Annotated in this window: 18 protein-coding genes; 10 read left to right on the top strand and 8 right to left on the bottom strand. The window is 70.2% G+C overall.

What is annotated here, in order from left to right; genetic code table 11:
- Nucleotides 1-152 precede the first annotated feature (152 nt).
- The 3 genes from O3W51_RS02180 to O3W51_RS02170 are packed head-to-tail and all read left to right on the top strand — an operon-like array spanning nucleotide 153 to nucleotide 2,822.
- Nucleotides 153-1,232 (top strand): type III polyketide synthase, encoded by a 1,080-nt coding sequence (locus tag O3W51_RS02180; protein ID WP_138351491.1) that lies wholly within the window; start codon nucleotides 153-155, stop codon nucleotides 1,230-1,232.
- Between the two features lie 13 nt (nucleotides 1,233-1,245).
- Nucleotides 1,246-1,812 carry an isoprenylcysteine carboxyl methyltransferase family protein gene (locus O3W51_RS02175; protein ID WP_138351490.1) on the top strand — a complete coding sequence of 189 codons (567 nt, stop codon included), beginning with the start codon at nucleotides 1,246-1,248 and terminating at the stop codon, nucleotides 1,810-1,812.
- The gene (locus tag O3W51_RS02170; RefSeq protein ID WP_138351489.1) at nucleotides 1,809-2,822 is read left to right on the top strand and encodes an NAD(P)/FAD-dependent oxidoreductase; all 1,014 of its coding nucleotides are present in this window, start codon (nucleotides 1,809-1,811) and stop codon (nucleotides 2,820-2,822) included. The genes O3W51_RS02175 and O3W51_RS02170 overlap by 4 nt, the downstream gene beginning before the upstream one ends.
- Nucleotides 2,823-2,858: 36 nt before the next feature.
- On the opposite strand, the gene O3W51_RS02165 is transcribed toward O3W51_RS02170, so the two are convergent.
- Complete coding sequence (locus tag O3W51_RS02165; RefSeq protein ID WP_138351488.1) at nucleotides 2,859-4,352, bottom strand: hypothetical protein; 1,494 nt, start codon at nucleotides 4,350-4,352, stop codon at nucleotides 2,859-2,861.
- Nucleotides 4,353-4,360: 8 nt separating this feature from the next.
- Nucleotides 4,361-4,627, bottom strand: a complete 267-nt coding sequence (locus tag O3W51_RS02160) for a hypothetical protein (protein WP_187144724.1) — start codon at nucleotides 4,625-4,627, stop codon at nucleotides 4,361-4,363.
- A 357-nt stretch (nucleotides 4,628-4,984) separates the two neighbouring features.
- On the opposite strand from O3W51_RS02160, the gene lpdA reads away from it, so the two are divergent.
- The 3 genes from lpdA (at nucleotide 4,985) to O3W51_RS02145 (ending at nucleotide 7,824) form a co-directional block, all read left to right on the top strand.
- Nucleotides 4,985-6,391, top strand: a complete 1,407-nt coding sequence (lpdA, locus tag O3W51_RS02155; protein WP_138351487.1) for a dihydrolipoyl dehydrogenase — start codon at nucleotides 4,985-4,987, stop codon at nucleotides 6,389-6,391.
- A gap of 129 nt (nucleotides 6,392-6,520) precedes the next feature.
- Nucleotides 6,521-6,910: a response regulator gene (locus O3W51_RS02150; protein WP_138351486.1), complete on the top strand. Its 390-nt coding sequence runs from the start codon at nucleotides 6,521-6,523 to the stop codon at nucleotides 6,908-6,910.
- A 50-nt stretch (nucleotides 6,911-6,960) separates the two neighbouring features.
- The gene (locus tag O3W51_RS02145) at nucleotides 6,961-7,824 is read left to right on the top strand and encodes an alpha/beta fold hydrolase (RefSeq protein WP_138351485.1); all 864 of its coding nucleotides are present in this window, start codon (nucleotides 6,961-6,963) and stop codon (nucleotides 7,822-7,824) included.
- Here O3W51_RS02145 and O3W51_RS02140 read toward each other — a convergent pair.
- Nucleotides 7,769-8,308 (bottom strand): hypothetical protein, encoded by a 540-nt coding sequence (locus tag O3W51_RS02140; RefSeq protein ID WP_269283278.1) that lies wholly within the window; start codon nucleotides 8,306-8,308, stop codon nucleotides 7,769-7,771. The two genes, O3W51_RS02145 and O3W51_RS02140, sit on opposite strands and share 56 nt — an antisense overlap.
- Before the next feature lie 227 nt (nucleotides 8,309-8,535).
- Between O3W51_RS02140 and O3W51_RS02135 the strand changes: the two genes are divergently transcribed.
- Nucleotides 8,536-10,164, top strand: a complete 1,629-nt coding sequence (locus tag O3W51_RS02135; protein ID WP_443048236.1) for a GMC oxidoreductase — start codon at nucleotides 8,536-8,538, stop codon at nucleotides 10,162-10,164.
- Nucleotides 10,165-10,322: 158 nt separating this feature from the next.
- On the opposite strand, the gene O3W51_RS02130 is transcribed toward O3W51_RS02135, so the two are convergent.
- The 4 genes from O3W51_RS02130 to O3W51_RS02115 all read right to left on the bottom strand — a co-directional run bounded on the left by O3W51_RS02130 (nucleotide 10,323) and on the right by O3W51_RS02115 (nucleotide 13,188).
- A complete protein-coding gene (locus tag O3W51_RS02130; protein ID WP_138351483.1) occupies nucleotides 10,323-10,802 on the bottom strand; it encodes a carboxymuconolactone decarboxylase family protein in 480 nt (159 codons plus the stop codon).
- Entirely contained in the window at nucleotides 10,799-11,878 is a 1,080-nt protein-coding gene (locus tag O3W51_RS02125) for an NAD(P)H-dependent amine dehydrogenase family protein (protein ID WP_138351482.1), read from the bottom strand. The genes O3W51_RS02130 and O3W51_RS02125 overlap by 4 nt, the downstream gene beginning before the upstream one ends.
- A 59-nt stretch (nucleotides 11,879-11,937) precedes the next feature.
- Nucleotides 11,938-12,642, bottom strand: coding sequence for a hypothetical protein (locus O3W51_RS02120; protein ID WP_138351481.1), 705 nt, complete (start codon nucleotides 12,640-12,642; stop codon nucleotides 11,938-11,940).
- A gap of 72 nt (nucleotides 12,643-12,714) precedes the next feature.
- Nucleotides 12,715-13,188, bottom strand: a complete 474-nt coding sequence (locus O3W51_RS02115) for a MarR family winged helix-turn-helix transcriptional regulator (protein WP_138351480.1) — start codon at nucleotides 13,186-13,188, stop codon at nucleotides 12,715-12,717.
- 85 nt (nucleotides 13,189-13,273) lie between these two features.
- Here O3W51_RS02115 and O3W51_RS02110 point away from each other — a divergent pair, with 85 nt between their 5' ends.
- Nucleotides 13,274-13,846 (top strand): NADPH-dependent FMN reductase, encoded by a 573-nt coding sequence (locus O3W51_RS02110; protein ID WP_138351479.1) that lies wholly within the window; start codon nucleotides 13,274-13,276, stop codon nucleotides 13,844-13,846.
- A 24-nt stretch (nucleotides 13,847-13,870) separates the two neighbouring features.
- On the opposite strand, the gene O3W51_RS02105 is transcribed toward O3W51_RS02110, so the two are convergent.
- Entirely contained in the window at nucleotides 13,871-15,055 is a 1,185-nt protein-coding gene (locus tag O3W51_RS02105) for a thiolase family protein (RefSeq protein WP_138351478.1), read from the bottom strand.
- Nucleotides 15,056-15,180: 125 nt separating this feature from the next.
- On the opposite strand from O3W51_RS02105, the gene O3W51_RS02100 reads away from it, so the two are divergent.
- Together O3W51_RS02100 and O3W51_RS02095 are read left to right on the top strand one after the other, a co-directional pair.
- Nucleotides 15,181-15,630: a winged helix-turn-helix transcriptional regulator gene (locus O3W51_RS02100; protein ID WP_138351477.1), complete on the top strand. Its 450-nt coding sequence runs from the start codon at nucleotides 15,181-15,183 to the stop codon at nucleotides 15,628-15,630.
- Nucleotides 15,631-15,892: 262 nt separating this feature from the next.
- Nucleotides 15,893-17,416, top strand: coding sequence for a chitinase (locus tag O3W51_RS02095; protein WP_198357896.1), 1,524 nt, complete (start codon nucleotides 15,893-15,895; stop codon nucleotides 17,414-17,416).
- Nucleotides 17,417-17,478 lie beyond the last annotated feature (62 nt).

Below are 17,478 nucleotides of genomic sequence, written 5' to 3'. Positions count from 1 at the left end.
GGGGGCACCGGCGGTCGGCTGCTCGGGGGTGGCCATGGGGCGATCCTAGGCACCTCCGGCCGTGTCGCAGCGTGTCCTGGCGATCACCGGGTGTTGAATGCCTGTCCCGGGCGAAGTTCCCGAGCAGGCCCCGCCCCCACGTCGGGAGTCCCATGACCCGTATCGCAGCCGTTCACGGCGCCCTGGCGCCCCACCGTCACGAGCAGGCCGAGATCACGGACATAGTGGCGCGCACCTGTCTGCCAGCGAACTCCGACCGCCGGGTGCTGGACCGGCTCCATCAGGGATCCCAGGTCCGTTCGCGCCATATGACGCTGCCGCTCGACCGGTACGCGGAACTCGACGGCTTCGGCGCCGCCAACGACGCCTTCATCGCCGGGGCCACGACGCTGGGCTCCCAGGTGATCCGCGGGGCGCTGCGCACGGCGGGGCTCGTCCCCTCCGACGTCGATCTCCTGATGTTCACCTCGGTCACCGGGATCGCCACCCCGTCGATCGACGCACGGCTCGTCGGACGGCTCGGACTGCGCGAGGACGTCAAGCGCATGCCGCTGTTCGGCCTCGGCTGTGTCGGGGGAGCCGCCGGACTGGCCCGGGTGCACGACTACCTGCTCGGGCGGCCGGACCACGTGGCGGTGCTGCTGTCGGTCGAGCTCTGCTCGCTCACCTTCCAGCGCAACGACGACTCCATGGCCAACCTGGTGGCGACGGCCCTGTTCGGCGACGGCGCCGCCGCCGTCGTGGCCTGCGGCGCCGAGCGCGCCGCCGAGCCGTCCGCCGGGGCGCCCGTACCGTCGGGGCCGACGATCGTGGCGACCCGCAGCCGGCTGTACCCCGACACCGAACAGGTCATGGGCTGGAGCATCACCAACTCCGGTTTCAAGGTCGTGCTGGATCCCGCCGTCCCCGACGTGGTGCGCCGCCACCTCGCGGACGACGTCACGGGATTCCTGAGCGAGCACGGGCTGAAACCGAAGGACGTGACCACCTGGGTGTGCCACCCGGGTGGGCCCAGGGTTCTGGAGGCGGTCTCGGAGAGCCTCGAACTACGGGACGGGGCGCTGGACGTGACGTGGCGGCACCTGGCCGCCGTCGGGAACCTCTCCTCGTCGTCGGTCCTGCACGTACTGCGCGATACCTGGGCGGAGAGCCGCCCAGCGGCGGGCGCCCCGGGGCTGCTGTTGGCGATGGGGCCCGGTTTCTGCTGCGAACTGGTGCTGCTGCGCTGGTAGGTCGGAGGACTGCATGATCTGGTACGCACTGTTGGTGGCGGCGGTCGCCGCCGAGCGGATCGCCGAACTCGTCGTCGCCCGGCGCAACGAGCGGTGGAGCATGTCCCGCGGCGCGGTCGTGGCAGGACAGGGTCACTACCCGGCCATGGTCGCCCTGCACACCGCGCTCCTCGCGGGGTGCCTGATCGAGGCGGGGCTCGCCGACCGCCCCTTCGTACCCGCCCTGGGATGGCCGATGCTGGCCGTGGTGGTGGCGGCACAAGGCCTTCGGTGGTGGTGCATCAGCACCCTGGGGCCACGCTGGAACACCCGCGTGATCGTCATTCCCGGGATGCCGTTGGTGACCGGCGGGCCCTACCGGTGGCTCGGCCACCCCAACTACGTCGCCGTCGTCGCCGAAGGCCTGGCCCTTCCCCTGGCGCACACCGCCTGGGTCACCGCCGTCGCCTTCACCGTCCTGAACGCCGCGCTGCTCGCCGTGCGGGTCCGCTGCGAGAACGAGGCCCTGGCCGGGGCCGCCGGACCGCGGCCCGAACCGGCCGGAGTGCCGGGATCCGCCGGCCTGGACGCGACGGCGTGATCGACCTCCTGGTGGCCGGTGGAGGGCCCGCGGGGCTGGCCGCCGCCATGCACGCCGCTCTCGCCGGGATGCGCGCCGTCGTCGTGGAGCCCAGGACCGCTCCCGTGGACAAGGCCTGCGGGGAAGGCGTCATGCCGGGCGGTGTCGCCGCCTTGCGGGCGCTGGGCATCGACGTCGCCGGCCGCGAACTGCGCGGTATCCGCTACCTCGACGCCACCCGCCGGGCCGAGGCCGGTTTCCGTGACGGCACCGGGCTCGGGATCCGCCGCACCACCCTCCACGCGGCACTGCACCAACGCGCCCGGGATCTCGGGGTGGAGATGGTGACCGGCAAGGTGTCCGAGGTGCGCCAGTCGGCGGACCAGGTGGTCGCCGCGGGGATGACAGCACGGTGGCTGATCGCCGCCGATGGACTGCACTCCCCCGTGCGCCGCGGCCTGGGGTTGGCCCTTCCGGATCGCGCGGAGGGACGGTACGGGCTGCGCCGGCACTACCGGGTGGAACCGTGGACGGACTTCGTCGAGGTGCACTGGTCCTCGCACGGCGAGGCCTACGTGACGCCGGTCGCCGACGACCTGGTGGGCGTGGCCGTACTGAGCCGGAGCCGGCGCGGTTACGACGACCAGCTCGCCGCCTTTCCCGCGCTGTCCGCGCGGCTTCGGGACGCCGCCGCGACCGCGGTGCGCGGCGCCGGGCCGCTGCGCCAGCGGGTACGCCGCCGGGTCGCCGGCCGGGTTCTGCTCGTCGGCGATGCCGCGGGATACACCGATGCGCTCACCGGCGAGGGCATCGCACTGGGTCTGCAGAGCGCCGAGGCCGCGGTGCGGAGTCTGCTCGGCGGACGGCCGGAAGCGTACGAGGCGGCATGGACGCGGCTGACACGGCGCCACCGCCTCCTGACCGGTGCGCTGCTGACGGCCGGCCGCCACCCGCGCACCGCGCGCCTCGTCGTCCCGGCCGCCTCCCGCCTGCCCGCCGTCTTCTCCGCCGCGGTGCACGTGCTGCGGTAGGTCGCTTCGTCGAAGTCCCGTCCGAACGCCCCTGGCTCACAGCTCCAGAGTGATCGTCCGGATCCCGGCCGCGGGTTCCGCGGACTGCACCAGCCGGGCGAACGCGCCGAGCAGCCGCAGCAGTTCCGCGCCGTAGCCCAGGAGGCCGTCGGTCTGGCTCAACCCGTCGACCAGCAGGACGCTCTCGCGCACGCCGTCCGCACCCACGGAGGACCTGAGGACGCACTCCCAGAACCACATCTTGTCCGCGCTGGTCAGCACCACTGTTTCCACATCCGCGACACCCGTGTGGGCGTACCGCAGATACGGCAGCCGGTTCCCGTCCCGGGTGAGGAACGCCGGCCGGCGCATCGAGTAGACCCTGTTGTTCCGGCGGGAGGCCGCCCGCATCCCGTGGGTCCAGGTGCGTTCTCTGACCACCAGCCAGGTCTGGGCCGCTGCCAGGCAGTCCATCAGCGAATCCCCGTGACCGCGGACGCAGAGCGCGACCGGAAGCGAGGTTCCTGGTCGCAGTGGGACCACGCCGAGGGGCAGGTCCGGATTCCAGGTGGGCCGGAACACGGCCTGGCGATCGGGATCGGAGCGGTCGACGCCGCAGTCCTCCAGATACCCGACGAGGGTCTGCACCGTCCGCGGGCACACGACGCGGCCGCGGTCCGCGATGCGCCACAACAGACAGACCGTGGCGCGGAAGGTGCGCCGGCGGCCCAGCTCCGACTCCTGCGGGAGTTCGATGACGAGTTCGTCGCTGTCCATGCCGGGCAGGCCGCCGACCAGGCGCAGCCGCGCGGCCGGTCCCGGACGGCCGCCGTCCAGGTCCACCGCGCAGAGGCCCTGGTCCGTGCCCGGCCCGGATTCGACCGGCAGCCCGCACGCGTGCAGCAGCGTCACGAGCGGTTCCCGCTCCGTCGCCGGGACGGGGATGCGGACTCCGTCCCGGAACGCGCTCGGCAGCGGCATCACGTAGTCGTCGGCGAACGGTGAGGCGTCGTGGAAGAGCGTCGGCGCCCGCAGCGCCTGCGACTCGACCAGGCCGTCGAGCCGGGGCGGCCCGTCGGTGAGGCGCAGCGGCGGGCCGTCGGAAAGGGTCTGCGCGTGCGCGGAGCGGACCCAGGCGAACAGGTCTGCGTTGACCAGGGCATCCTCCCTGGTCCGGCAGGACGGCACGGCGAGCCGCACGCCGGCCGCCTCCGGAGTGGCCTGGAGCGACCAGTCGCCGGTGAACCCGCCGACCGGGTCGACCGCGCCCAGCACGAACCTGCAGCCGCCCTCGACCCCGCCCTCGACACGGAGCAGGGACCGCAGGCTCTTGCCCGCCACCTCGCCCGTGTTGACCTTGCCGCCCGCCGCGGCCCAGGTGGAGGTGGCGTCCTCGACGTCGATCTGGGTCAGCGTGTGGAGCGCCGCCAGGGTGAGCAGATCGGCCCGGTCGACAGCGGGCCAGTCGGACGGCAGCTTCAGCCAGTTGCCCGTTGGTGCGAGGTCGGCTTCGATGAGTCGCTTGGTGGCCCGCGCGGCGAAGATCCCCATGTCCTCGCCTACCAGTCCTGTGACGGCGACGGCCGGTCGTCCGAGGGCGGATCCGTGGGACGTGGGGCCACGGGCGCCTGTCCTGCGGGGCGGCCCCCGCCCTCCGTCTGCACCGAACGGCCCAGCGCGCTGCCCATCAGATAGAGCAGTGCGGCGACGGGAACCACGAAGACCGCGACCGGGAACGTAAAGGTCCCGGACGTCTGCTGCGCGACGTAGATGCCGTAGCCGAGGAAGAACGCCCCTCCGGCAAAGGACCAGAACCGGTCCGTCATCGATGAGCCCGGTATGAACAACGCGCTGAGGATCAGTAGGACCCCCGAGAGAACCGAGAAAACCTCGTAGGCCCCCCACTGCATGACACGCCCCCTCCCGAGCCCCCCTGGCGCGAACCGCTGTCAGCGAGGCCGGCTGGAGGGCTTGGGGCCAGCGTAGGGTTCAGCGCCGAATGATGTACCACCAATCGGTAAAACCATGGCCAATACGGAGTTAGCGCCCGTCAGCGGGACATCGCGTCCCTGCCCCGGCATCGAACGGCGGGCGCACGGGGGTCCGGGTGGACCCGTGTGAGAGACGGCACGCTTGCCCGGATGCCCGCTCGGACCGGGTCCCGGATGTCTAGGGTGTGGATCATGAGTACACACTTTGACGTCGTGGTCCTCGGCGCCGGCCCGGGCGGATACACCGCCGCCGTCCGCGCGACCCAGCTCGGACTGCGCGCGGCGGTCATCGAGGAGAAGTACTGGGGCGGGGTGTGCCTGAACGTCGGTTGTATCCCGTCGAAGGCGCTGCTGCGCAACGCCGAACTGGCGCACATCTTCACCCATGAGGCGAAGACCTTCGGCATCAAGGTCGAGGGCAAGGTCAGCTTCGACTACCGGGAGGCGTACCTGCGCAGCCGGAAGGTCGCCGACGGCCGCGTCGCGGGCGTGCACTATCTGATGAAGAAGAACGGCATCACCGAGTACGACGGGCGGGGCACCTTCGTCGACGACCACACGCTGCAGGTGGCGCTGCGGGCGGGTGGGACCGAGACGGTGACGTTCGATCACTGCGTCGTCGCGGCCGGGGCCACGACGCGACTGCTGCCGGGCACCTCGCTGAGCGACCGGGTCGTGACCTACGAGGAGCAGATCCTCACCGACACGCTGCCGGAGAGCATCGTCATCGCCGGGGCCGGCGCGATCGGCGTCGAGTTCGCGTATGTGCTGCACAACTACGGGGTGAAGGTCACGATCGTCGAGTTCCTCGACCGGGTCGTGCCGCTGGAGGACGCCGAGATCTCCGCCGAGCTCGCCAAGCGCTACCGGCGGCTGGGCATCGAGATCCTGACGTCCACCCGTGTCGAGTCCATCGACGACAGCGACCCGGCGGCCAAGGTGCGGGTCACCGTCACCCGCGACGGGCAGCAGCAGATCCTGGAGGCCGACAAGGTCCTGCAGGCGATCGGCTTCGCGCCGCGCGTCACCGGCTACGGCCTGGAGGCCACCGGTGTACGGCTGACCGAGCGCGGCGCGATCGACGTGGACGCCCGCGGCCGCACGAACGTGCCGCACATCTTCGCGATCGGCGACGTCACCGCGAAGCTGATGCTGGCGCACGCGGCGGAGTCGATGGCGGTGATCGCGGTCGAGACCATCGCCGGCGCCGAGACCATGGAACTCGACTTCACCATGATTCCGCGGGCCACCTACTGCCAGCCGCAGATCGCCAGCTTCGGCTGGACCGAGGCCCAGGCCCGGGAGAAGGGCTTCGACGTCAACGTGGTGAAGTTCCCCTTCACCGCGAACGGCAAGGCCCACGGTCTCGGCGACCCGGTCGGCTTCGTGAAGGTGATCAGCGACCGGACGCACGGCGAGCTGCTCGGCGCGCACCTGATCGGTCCCGAAGTCACCGAGCTGCTGCCGGAGCTGACCTTGGCGCAGCAGTGGGATCTCACGGTCCACGAGGTGGCGCGCAACGTGCACGCCCACCCGACGCTGGGCGAGGCGGTCAAGGAGGCCATCCACGGCCTGGCAGGGCACATGATCAACTTCTGATCGCGGCGGTCGCGGAGGGTCCGGCGGGGCGGGCCGGGCTTCCGCGACACCCGGTCAGCTGCGGCCGAACGGCGTAGCGCGGCTCCACTCCGCGCGCTTCGCCGCCGGGTGGCGCACGATGAGATCGTGATGACGGTACTGCTCATGGAGCACGACAGCGACACGTCCAGCGACATGCGCTCTGCGATCCACGCCAACCGGCACTTCCGCGTCATCGCGCACGGGACGGACGACGCCACCGTGCTGGCGCTGGCACGGACCCTGCTGACCGACGTCGTGATCATCGACGCCCGGCTCGACGGCATCGACCCGCTCGCCCTGTGCCAGGAGCTCCGCGCCCTGAGCCCGCCACCGGCGGTCGTGATCGTCGCCGCCCATCTCACCGGCGCCGAACCCGCCCACCACCTTGCCGCGAAGGGTTCCGTCCATCTGCTGCGCGGCTCCGAGCCGTCCGACGTCGTGAACGCCCTGCGGGCGATCGGCGTCCGCCGGAGCAACTGCGATCCCGACGCTCTGTAGACCCCGGCAACCACTTGCCGCGGGCGTCACGGGGCGATGAGGATGGGGCCATGCCCACTTTCACCGCCCCCGACGGGACAGAGCTCGCCTATCACGTCGTGGGGGAGGGCGAACCGCTGCTCTGTCTGCCGGGTGGACCGATGCGTGCGTCCGCGTACCTCGGTGATCTCGGCGGACTGTCGAAGCTGCGCCGGCTGATCATGCTCGACGCGCGCGGCACCGGCGACTCCGCTGTCCCTGCCGATCCGGCCACCTACCGCTGCGACCGGCAGGTCGTCGATGTCGAGGCCTTCCGCGACCATCTCGGCCTGGAACGCGTCGACCTTCTCGCGCACTCGGCAGCCGGCGACCTGGCCATCCTCTATGCCGCCCGGCACCCGCGGCGCGTCCGTAGCCTCACTCTGATCACCGCCCGTGCTCGCGCCCTCGGCGTCGACTTCACGGAAGAGCACCGCCGGGAAGCCGCCGCCCTGCGCAGCGCCGAGCCGTGGTTCCCGGCCGCGCACGAGGCCTACGAACGGGTCTGGGCCGGGTCCGCGACCGACGCCGACTGGGACGCCGTCAGCCCGTTCTTCTACGGCCGTTGGGACACCGCCGCTCAGGTGCACGCCGCAGCCGAGGTGGAGCAGAGCAATGACGACGCCGCGGACCGTTACGCCTCCGCCGGCGCCTTCGACCCTGCCGCGACCCGCGCCGCCATCGCCGCGTCGGACGCGAGGGTCCTTCTCCTCGCAGGCGAACGGGACAGCGGTCCGCTCCCCCGTGTCGCCGCGGACATCGCGGAGTTGTTCCCCCGGGCCGAAGTGGCCGTCCAACCGGCCGCCGGCCACTTCCCCTGGCTGGACGACCCGCAGCGCTTCACTTCGACCGTCGAAACGTTCCTGGCCCAGGGGTGTGTCGCGCCGACCCGCTGAACACGATCGGGGGGCCGTCGGCGCCGGTGACCGTGTATGCGACGGTCCCGGCGGACCGTTCGATCGTCTTCACGCCGGCCGGTGCGACGTAGCGACCGCGCCGGGTTCCATGATCACGCGGCCGCCGTTGCTCCCCGGACAGTGCCAGGCGGCACACTCCGTACCGCCGCTGACGAAGCGGACCTTCTCCCACTCCGCGGACATCTCCATCGGCGAACGCCTTCGCGATCCGCTGTTCCCACAGTTGGACGATCGCCTGGACGAGCAGGTCGTCGGCTCCGTCGAAGTGGTGGAGCAGCACCTTGTGGGTGGCCCCGGCCGCTCGCGCGGCACGGCGCAGCGAGAAGTCCACGAGTCCGTTGACCGCGAGGTCCTCGGTGACGCTGTCGAGCAGTTCCTGGCGTCTGGCCTCGCCGCGCGGCGAGCCCGCCGATCGCCGGTAGCCCGTTCGTTCCGGTGAGCCGTCGTCAGCAGTGGCGTTCACAGCGACAGTTTCCACGATCTCCGGCGGCCGCAGCGGTCCGCGGCACCGGCCGCCGGGCACGGCGGCAGCTTCCGATTACGCAGTGGACGCGCGCCGCCGACCCCAAGTCACAGCTGGGTGATCGGCGAGAAGTTACCAATAAGTATGGCGTGACTTCACAAGCTGGTAACAGTAGAACTTGTTCCCATTCGACCGAGAGTGAGGAACGTCACATGAGCGACTCTACCATGCGCGGTAACGGTTCTGGGGGCGTTTCACGCCGTCGGTTCATCGCAGGAACAGGTTCTATTCTGGGAGCCGTGACGCTCTCCGCGCGCGTCACCGCAGCCCAGGCAGCTGCCGCCCCCGCGGCTGCCGTGATCGACAACGGCGCCCACGTTCCGGTTCTGGTGATCGGGACCGGCTACGGCGGCTCCGTAGCCGCCCTACGTCTCGCGCAGGCGGGCGTCAACGTACAGATGGTCGAGATGGGCATGGCCTGGGACACGCCAGGCTCGGACGGCAAGATCTTCTGCAACACGACCTCGCCGGACAACCGCTCCTACTGGCTGCGCACCAAGACCAAACAGCCCCTCAGCAACTTCTTCGGCATTCCGATCGACAAGAGCATCCCCCGCTACACCGGGATCCTGGACGCCGAGGACTTCAGCGGCATCACCGTCTACCAGGGCCGCGGCGTCGGCGGCGGTTCGCTGGTCAACGGCGGTATGGCCGTCACCCCGAAGCGCGAGAACTTCGGCGCCATCCTCCCGTCCGTGAACGCCGACGAGATGTACAACACCTACTACCCGCGCGCCAACGCCGGGCTCGGCGTCGGCACCATCGACCCGGCCTGGTTCGACACGACCGACTGCTACCAGTACGCCCGGGTCGGCCGCAAGCAGGCCCAGCGCTCCGGCTTCCCGTTCGTCTTCGTGCCGGACGTATACGACTGGGACTACATGAAGCAGGAGGCGGCGGGCACCGTGACCAAGTCGGCGCTGGTGGGCGAGATCCTGTACGGCAACAACTACGGCAAGAAGTCGCTCCAGAAGACGTACATCGCACAGATCAAGGCGACCGGCAAGGTCACCATCTCGCCACTGCACAAGGTCACCTCGGTCTCCCCGGCCTCCGGCGGCGGCTACACGGTCCTCATCGACCAGATCAACACCAACGGCGACACCACCGTCACCAAGACCGTGACAGCGGACAAGGTGTTCTTCGCGGCGGGCAGCGTCGGCACCAGCAAGCTGCTGACCAAGCTGAAGGCCACCGGCGCACTGCCCAACCTCAACAGCGAGATCGGCAAGGGCTGGGGCGACAACGGCAACGTGATGTGCGGCCGGGCCAACCACATCTGGGACCCGACCGGCTCGCTCCAGGCGACCATCCCCTGCGGAGGCATCGACAACTGGGCCGCCGGCGGCGCGTTCGCCGAGGTCGCGCCGCTGCCCACCGGGATCGAGACGTTCGCGTCGTTCTATCTGTCGATCACCAAGAACCCGAACCGCGGCACGTTCATCTGGAACGCCGGCGCCAACCGGGTCGACCTGGACTGGCAGACCGCCTGGAAGCAGCCGTCCATCGACATGGCCAAGACGATCTTCGACAAGATCAACGCGAAAGAGGGGACGATCTACCGGACCGACCTGTTCGGCGTCTACAAGATCTGGAACGACACCCTCACGTACCACCCGCTCGGCGGCGCGGTGCTGAACAAGGCCACCGACAACTACGGCCGGCTGTACGGCTACTCCGGCCTGTACGTCATCGACGGCGCGCTGATCCCCGGCAACACCAGCGTCAACCCGTTCGTCACCATCACGGCACTCGCCGAACGCAATATCGAGAAGATCATCGCCACCGACCTGTAGGTCCAGTGGCGACAGCCTGATGCGCCGGCCTGATGCGACCGGCCGGCGCGACGGCCAACTGCGGCGGCCGACCTCGTAGGAGACGACGGAAGGTGCCTCCTACGGGGGGAGCCCGAACCCGGGGCCCGGCCGGTCGTACCGGGCGGCCCCGGAACACCTCAACCCGTGGGCAGCACGCACACCGCGTCGAGGCCCAGTACGTGGTTGAGCCGGCCGAACGCCAGCCAGGAGCCGATGCTCATGCTCAGCTCCACGATCTCGACCTGGGTGTAGTGCGCGGTCATCCGGTCCCAGAACTCGTCGTCGAGGCCGTGGTGGTCCAGGGCGTAGCGCTCGGCGTACTCGGCGGCGAGGCGGGTGCGGTCGTCGAACGCGTCGGTGGTGCGCCATTCGGTGACCGCGTCGGGGAACTCCTCCTCGACCTTCTCGCCGTCCCGGTCGGTGCGCCAGTCGAGGCAGAACAGGCACCCGTTGATCTGCGCGATCCGCAGCCTGGCGGCCTCGAACTCGCGCAGTCCCAGGGTCGTGTGGGCGTACACCGACAGCGAGAAGTTCGCGGCGGCCATCCCGATGCCGGGGACCATGTCGCCCCACACGTACCCGATCGGCTCCTGGCCCTCGGGGATGTCGATGTTCATCGTTGCTTCCTTCCGAGTTTGCCGACTGCGGGACGCAGCGGGACGTCGAGTGCGTCGTAGAGTCCGGGCTCCGCGTCCACGAGCCAGTCGATGGCGCCCACCAGCCGGCCGACCGCGGTGGCGTTCCCGCCCGCGGACCGGTTCTCGCCCTCGTCACTTGCCTCGATGGTGACCTCGATACGCGGCCGGCCCTCGATGATCACCCGGTGTGCGCCGGTGCCGTCGGGCGGCGTCGGCCAGTCCGGTGCGCAGGACGGGTGGATACGGGTGACGTGCTCGATGACGATGCGGGCCTCGCCCTCGACGATGCCCTGTACCTCGAACCGCACCGCGCCCTGGGTGCCGGCTTCGAACTCGCCCATCGTCCTGGTGGTCACGGTGGTCTCGAGCGGCCGCCGGGCCATCGTCTCGCGGATCTCGTCGAGTTCGACGCCGAGCGCCCGGGCCATCATCCGTATCTGACCGCCCCACACCATGGTGGGGATCGTCTCCATCAGCATCAGCGGCTCGTAGTCCATCGGCTGGCCCATGCCGACGAGGTACCGGACGGATTCCGGCTGCTCGTAGGTGGAGTAGTCGAAGATCTCCTGACAGCGGATCACATCGACGGTGGTGCCGAGTCCACTGATCAACAGGGGCAGTACGTCGTTGCCCCAGCCCGGGTCGACCCCGGAGGCGAACAGCGAGCCGCCGCCCTCCGCGATGGCGGCCAGCACCGGTTCGCGGAACTCCGCCGGGGCGTTGCGGTGGTCGTAGAGCGGGTACAGCGCTGGGCTGACGACCACGGCCCCGGCCCGGAGCGCCCTGACGATGTCGGCGAGTGCCTCGTCGGGACGGATGTCACCGGATGCCGCGTACACCACTGCTCGGGGACCGGCGGCCAGCACCGCGTCGATGTCATCGGTCGCCGCGACACCCAACGGGTAGTCGAGCCCGCTGAGATCGCCCGCGTCACGGCCGACCTTCTCGGGGTTGTGGACAAGCACGTTCACGAGTTTCAGCGCCGGGTGAGCCTCGACGGCACGGACGGCAGCGCGCCCGACATTTCCGGTGCCCCAGACAACCGTGGAAATCATGCGGCGGAGGGTAGCAAGGGCCATCAACAGTTCATAGGGTCACGCGATCCCGGCCGTGATCAGTACTCCTGCGGCGGCGGCCTGCGGTGCGCGCCCTCCGGGGTGAAGGTGAACGTGTCGGAAAACGGGCCGTCGCCACCGTCGGCGCGGCGCACCGCCATCACGACGGGCTGGCCGTACATCGGCGCACCCCCCGGCGGGTTTCCCGGCCGGGTCCCGTTCCAGAGGTGGAAGAAGACCATCGGATCCCCGGGGCGCTCGGTGGCGTAGCCCAGCGTCTTCGGGAACTGCGGATTCGTACCGCCGATGAGCAGCGAGGGCGGCCCGAACGACTCGACCACATCGGTGAACCACTTGTTCTCCGAGCACCAGCCGGGCACCTCGCCGAGCAGCGCCTGGTACTCCTCGGGCGTGAGCGCCCGGTCCAGCTCCAGCCAGCCGTTGCGATGGGCGAACTCGGCGTAGACGGAGGCCGCGGCCTTCTGGTCGCGGTGGTCCGGCAGCATAAGGGCGAATCCGCCGATGACACCGGTTGCCTGGAACGCCCCACTCGCCCGCAGCGCCTCGTTCTCATCCCCCCAGGCCTGTTCGCGGTTGTCCACGAAGGCCAGGTGATCGATGAGGGTCCGCAGGGCGATCTCCCCGCCGAACATCTCCGGCCGGGGCAGGGCGGCGTTCAGCCGTCCGACCAGGTACGCGCGGATCTCTTCCCCGGAGCGCGGGGCCGTGATCGTGGCACCGGTGGTGGCATCGGTTGGCTTCATGTCCGAAGTTTCCCAGATGAACGGGGTGCGTGATCACGGCGACGTGCCCGGGGGTCGGACAGGCATGGGCCGTCAGCCGTCGTCCCCGGTGGGGGCGAGCCGGTTCACGACGCGTTCTCCGATACCGGCGAACGCGTCGATCTGCTCGGGGTCCAGCAGATCGATGAAGTGTCTGCGCACGGACTCCACATGCAACGGCGCGGCCTGGTCGAGCGTCAGCAAGCCGTCCTCGGTCAGCGCGACGATCGCGCCGCGGCCGTCGGTGTCGCATTCCTCGCGCACCACCAGACCCCGCTTCTCCATCCGCGCCAGATGGTGCGAGAGACGGCTGCGCGACCAGAGCATGTGGTCGGCGAGGTCGCTGATCCGCCGCCGGTGGCGGGGGCCGGCGCCGAGGGAGGACAGCACGTCGTAGTCGGGCTCCGAGAGGCCGCTGTCCTGCCCGAGATCACGAGCGAGCTGGGCGTTGAGCAGCAGGAACATCCTTCGGTACGCCTGCCATGCCCGTTGTTCACGGTCGGTCAGCCAGCGGGGTTCCTCGGTCATCGCCCCAGCCTACCGGGCCATGGTTGACGTGTCATCTACTTGCCTCTAGCGTTATGCGTGACACGTCAACTACTTGGGAGGCACCGTGACCCGGCTGCACATCATCTCCGCCAGTACCCGACCCACCTCCTCGGGCCGCGCCCTCGCCCGCTGGGTCACCGAACTCGCCACCGCCCAGGGCCCGTTCGACTCCACCCTGATCGACCTGGGCGAGGTCGCCCTGCCGTTCCTGGACGAACCCGGCCTGCCGTCCGACGGTCACTACGTGCACCAGCACACCAAGGACTGGAGCGCGGTGATCGGCGCCGCCGAGTGCTTCGTCTTCGTCTTGCCGATGTACAACGGCGGCTTCACCGCCCCCCTCAAGAACGCCATCGACTCCCTCTACCAGGAGTGGCAGGGCAAACCGGTGGGACTCATCAGCTACAGCACTGGAGCGTCGGGCGGCGCCCCGGCCGTCGAGATGATCCGGCCGGTCCTCTCACGTGTGGGCCTCCGCCCCGCCGCGCACACGCTCTCGATCCCGGCCATCGAGGACCACCTCGACGAAGCGGGCCACTTCCGGGCCGCTCCCGGCCTCACGGGCGAGGCGCGGGCGGTCCTGGCCGGGGTGGCGCGGCTGGTCGGCCCGCAGAAACGGGAACACGCGGTGGCCTGAGCCGCTCCCATCACGGACCACTGACTACTGGAGCGACTCCAGGATGGTGGCGTTGGCGAGTCCGCCGGCCTCGCACATCGTCTGCAGGGCGTACCGCGCGCCGCGCTGTCCCATGGCGTTGACGAGCGTGGTCATGAGTCGGGTGCCGCTGGCGCCGAGCGGGTGGCCGAGTGCGATGGCGCCACCGTTGACGTTCACCTTGGCGGGGTCGGCTCCGGTCTCCTGGAGCCAGGCCAGGACCACACTCGCGAAGGCCTCGTTGACCTCGAACAGATCGATGTCGTCCAGTCCGAGTCCGGCCCGGCGCAGCACTTCCTCTGTGGCGGGGACGACTCCGGTCAGCATCATGAGCGGGTCCGAGCCCGTGACGGCGAAACTGTGCAGCCGGGCCTTGGGCCGCAGCCCCAGCTTGGCGGCCGTTTCGCTGGACGTGATCAGGACGGCGGAGGCGCCGTCGTTGACCGGGCTGCTGTTTCCGGCCGTCACCGACCAGTTGATCTGCGGGTACCGCTCGGCGAAGGCGGGGTCGGCGAACGACGGGCGGAGGCCGGCGAGCACCTCCGGCGTGGTGCCGGGACGGACGGATTCGTCGGTGTCGACCACACCGGCATCCGTGGTCACGGGGGCGATTTCGGCGACGAAGCGACCGTCCGCGTGGGCGGCGGCCGCGCGGCGGTGGGACGTGGTGGCGAAGTCGTCCATCCGATCGCGGGTGATGGACCACTTGGCGGCGATCAGCTCGGCGCTGATGCCCTGCGGGACGAGCCCGTCGGGGTAGCGGGCCGCGATCCCCGGGCCGAACGGGTCGGCGCCCGCCGGGACGTTGGACCACATCGGCACCCGGCTCATCGACTCGACGCCACACGCCACGACCAGGTCGTAGGCCCCGGCGATGACTCCCTGGGCCGCGAAGTGGACGGCCTGCTGCGAGGAGCCGCACTGACGGTCCACCGTGGTCGCCGGCACGGAGTCCGGGAACCCGGCCGACAGCCAGGCGTAACGAGTGGTGTTCATGGCCTGCTCACCCACCTGGTCGACACAGCCGCCGACCACGTCGTCGACGAGCGCCGGATCCATGCCGGCCCGGTCGATGAGGGTGCGCAGGGTGTGGGCGAGCAGCTCGACCGGGTGCACGCCGGCGAGCGTGCCCGTCGGCCGGCCCTTTCCGATCGGGGTACGGACGGCTTCGACGATGACGGCGTCGCGCATGGCGGTCGCCTCCTCAACTCCCGAAAGCTCTCGCAGCTCTCGAACGCGATCAGTAAGTTGGAAAACTGGATTCACCATAGCGCCGTAGGTTGGATATGCAAACCCACCTGGTCTACGGTGGAGGTATGACCACATCGCGCCCCTGCTCGATCGCCGACGCGCTCGGCATGATCGGCGAGAAGTACTCCCTGCTGGTGCTGCGCGAGGTCTTCTTCGGCGTCCGGCGCTTCGATGCCATCGCGCGTAACACCGGAGCCCCGCGCGACATCCTCGCCGCCCGGCTGCGCCGCCTGGTGGAGGTGGGAGTCCTGGAGAAGAGCCTCTACAACGAGCGGCCGCCCCGGTTCGAGTACGTCGCGACCGCGGCCGGCCGCGACCTGCGCCCGGTGCTCCTCATGCTGATGCACTGGGGCGACCAGCATCTGACGGATCTGCCGCCGACCGTCTTCGAGCACTCCTGCGGCGCCGACCTCGATCCCGCCGTCGTCTGCCGCGACTGCGGCGAGGAGGTCCGCAGCACGGACCTCACTGCCCGGTTCCAGGTCCCGGGCTGGAGCACCGAGGGCGCAGCCTGATCCACACCCCGTACGGGCCGGCTTCCGCGACCGCGGGGGCTGGCCCGTGCACGTACTGTTCCGGCCAACGTGCGGCGGCGTCCGGGCGTGGTCCACTGCGCTGAGCGCCCGCTGGACTGGCGGGAGGCGAGCCCATCCGGATATTGGTCTAGTCCTATCTTGGTCCAGACCATTGACATGCTACCTGCTCAAGGGATCCCATACTCAAAGCCGCCCCGCACCAAGGGAATTGGCGGCCACCCCCCTCACAGCTTGGACAAGCATGAGAAGCATGCGCTCCCTCCGCGCGGTCCTCACCGCGACCGTCACCGCTGTGGCCGCCGTTGGCCTGGCCGCGCTCAGCGGCGGCACGGCTCAGGCGGCCACCCCCCTGCCGGCCCACGTCTTCGCCCCCTACTTCGAGGCATGGACCGGCGAGAGCCCCGCCGCCCTGGCCGCCCAGTCCGGTGCGAAGCACCTGACGATGGCGTTCATCCAGGCGGCGACCAAGGGCTCCTGCACGGTGTACTGGAACGGCGACAGCGGGATGCCGATCGCCGCCGCCAACTTCGGCGCCGACATCAAGACCATTCAGGGCAGGGGCGGGGACGTCATCCCCTCGTTCGGCGGCTACACCGCGGACAGCACCGGCACCGAGATCGCCGACAGCTGTACCGACGTCAACCAGATCGCCGCCGCGTACGAGAAGGTCATCACGACCTACGACATCTCGCGGCTCGACATGGACGTCGAGGTCGACTCGCTGGACAACACCGCGGGCATCGACCGGCGGAACAAGGCCATCAAGCTCGTCCAGGACTGGGCGGCGGCCAACGGCCGCAAGGTCGAGGTCTCCTACACGCTCCCGACGACCACCAGCGGCCTCGGCGCGACCGGGCTCGCGGTGCTGCAGAACGCCGTCGCCAACGGCGCGCGGGTCGACGTCGCGAACCTCATGACGTTCGACTACTACGACAACGCCACCCACAACATGGCGAACGACACCCAGACCGCCGCAACGGGCCTGTACAACCAGCTCGGGCAGCTCTATCCCGGTAAGACCTCCGCCCAGCGCTGGGCCATGGTCGGCATCACCGAGATGCCGGGCGTCGACGACTTCGGGCCGGCCGAGACCTTCACGGTGGCCAACGCCACCCAGGTCTACAATTGGGCGGTCTCCAAGGGCGTCAACACCCTCTCGTTCTGGGCACTGCAGCGTGACAACGGCGGCTGCCCGGGCGGCGCGGCCGCCGACAACTGCTCCGGTATCCAGCAGAACACCTGGGACTTCACCCACATCTTCGCGCCCTTCACCAGCGGAACCACGACCCCGACCAACGACTTCTCGGTGACGGCCACCCCCGCCTCCGGGTCCGTGGTCGCGGGCAGCTCGGCCACCAGCAGCGTGAAGACCGCGGTGACGGCGGGCCAGGCGCAGACGGTCGGCCTCACCGTCAGCGGAGCCCCCGCAGGCGTCACCGCCTCGCTGAGTCCCACCTCGGTGACGGCGGGCGGCTCCTCGACGCTCACCCTCGCCACGACCGCGGCGACCGTATCGGGTTCCTACACCATCAGCGTCACCGGCTCGGGTACCTCCGGCAGCCACACGGCGACCTACACCCTGACCGTCACCGGCGGGACGGGCCACCAGTGCACCGCCGCCGCCTGGGCGAGCGGCGCCGTGTACACCAACGGCATGCAGGTCTCCCACAAGGGCCACACCTGGAAGGCCAAGTGGTGGACCACGGGCGAGGAGCCCGGCACCACCGGTGAGTGGGGCGTCTGGCAGGACCTCGGCGCCTGCTGACCCGACCCTGAGCCACCCACTCCCACGCGGTGGGGGCCGGCGCGTGTCGCCATCCGCCGGGC

It is taken from the genome of Streptomyces sp. H39-C1 (assembly GCF_027158125.1).
GTDB classification, from domain to species: domain Bacteria; phylum Actinomycetota; class Actinomycetes; order Streptomycetales; family Streptomycetaceae; genus Actinacidiphila; species Actinacidiphila fildesensis.
This window is presented reverse-complemented; position numbering and strand designations above follow the sequence as displayed.

Coding starts and splice junctions, on each gene's coding strand:
- O3W51_RS02165 (WP_138351488.1), bottom strand. CDS start 4,352: ATGGGGATCTTCGCCGCGCGGGCCACCAAGCGACTCATCGAAGCCGAC.
- O3W51_RS02095 (WP_198357896.1), top strand. CDS start 15,893: ATGAGAAGCATGCGCTCCCTCCGCGCGGTCCTCACCGCGACCGTCACC.
- O3W51_RS02125 (WP_138351482.1), bottom strand. CDS start 11,878: ATGATTTCCACGGTTGTCTGGGGCACCGGAAATGTCGGGCGCGCTGCC.
- O3W51_RS02130 (WP_138351483.1), bottom strand. CDS start 10,802: ATGAACATCGACATCCCCGAGGGCCAGGAGCCGATCGGGTACGTGTGG.
- O3W51_RS02150 (WP_138351486.1), top strand. CDS start 6,521: ATGACGGTACTGCTCATGGAGCACGACAGCGACACGTCCAGCGACATG.
- lpdA (WP_138351487.1), top strand. CDS start 4,985: ATGAGTACACACTTTGACGTCGTGGTCCTCGGCGCCGGCCCGGGCGGA.
- O3W51_RS02120 (WP_138351481.1), bottom strand. CDS start 12,642: ATGAAGCCAACCGATGCCACCACCGGTGCCACGATCACGGCCCCGCGC.
- O3W51_RS02175 (WP_138351490.1), top strand. CDS start 1,246: ATGATCTGGTACGCACTGTTGGTGGCGGCGGTCGCCGCCGAGCGGATC.
- O3W51_RS02105 (WP_138351478.1), bottom strand. CDS start 15,055: ATGCGCGACGCCGTCATCGTCGAAGCCGTCCGTACCCCGATCGGAAAG.
- O3W51_RS02180 (WP_138351491.1), top strand. CDS start 153: ATGACCCGTATCGCAGCCGTTCACGGCGCCCTGGCGCCCCACCGTCAC.
- O3W51_RS02115 (WP_138351480.1), bottom strand. CDS start 13,188: ATGACCGAGGAACCCCGCTGGCTGACCGACCGTGAACAACGGGCATGG.
- O3W51_RS02100 (WP_138351477.1), top strand. CDS start 15,181: ATGACCACATCGCGCCCCTGCTCGATCGCCGACGCGCTCGGCATGATC.
- O3W51_RS02160 (WP_187144724.1), bottom strand. CDS start 4,627: ATGACGGACCGGTTCTGGTCCTTTGCCGGAGGGGCGTTCTTCCTCGGC.
- O3W51_RS02145 (WP_138351485.1), top strand. CDS start 6,961: ATGCCCACTTTCACCGCCCCCGACGGGACAGAGCTCGCCTATCACGTC.
- O3W51_RS02135 (WP_443048236.1), top strand. CDS start 8,536: ATGCGCGGTAACGGTTCTGGGGGCGTTTCACGCCGTCGGTTCATCGCA.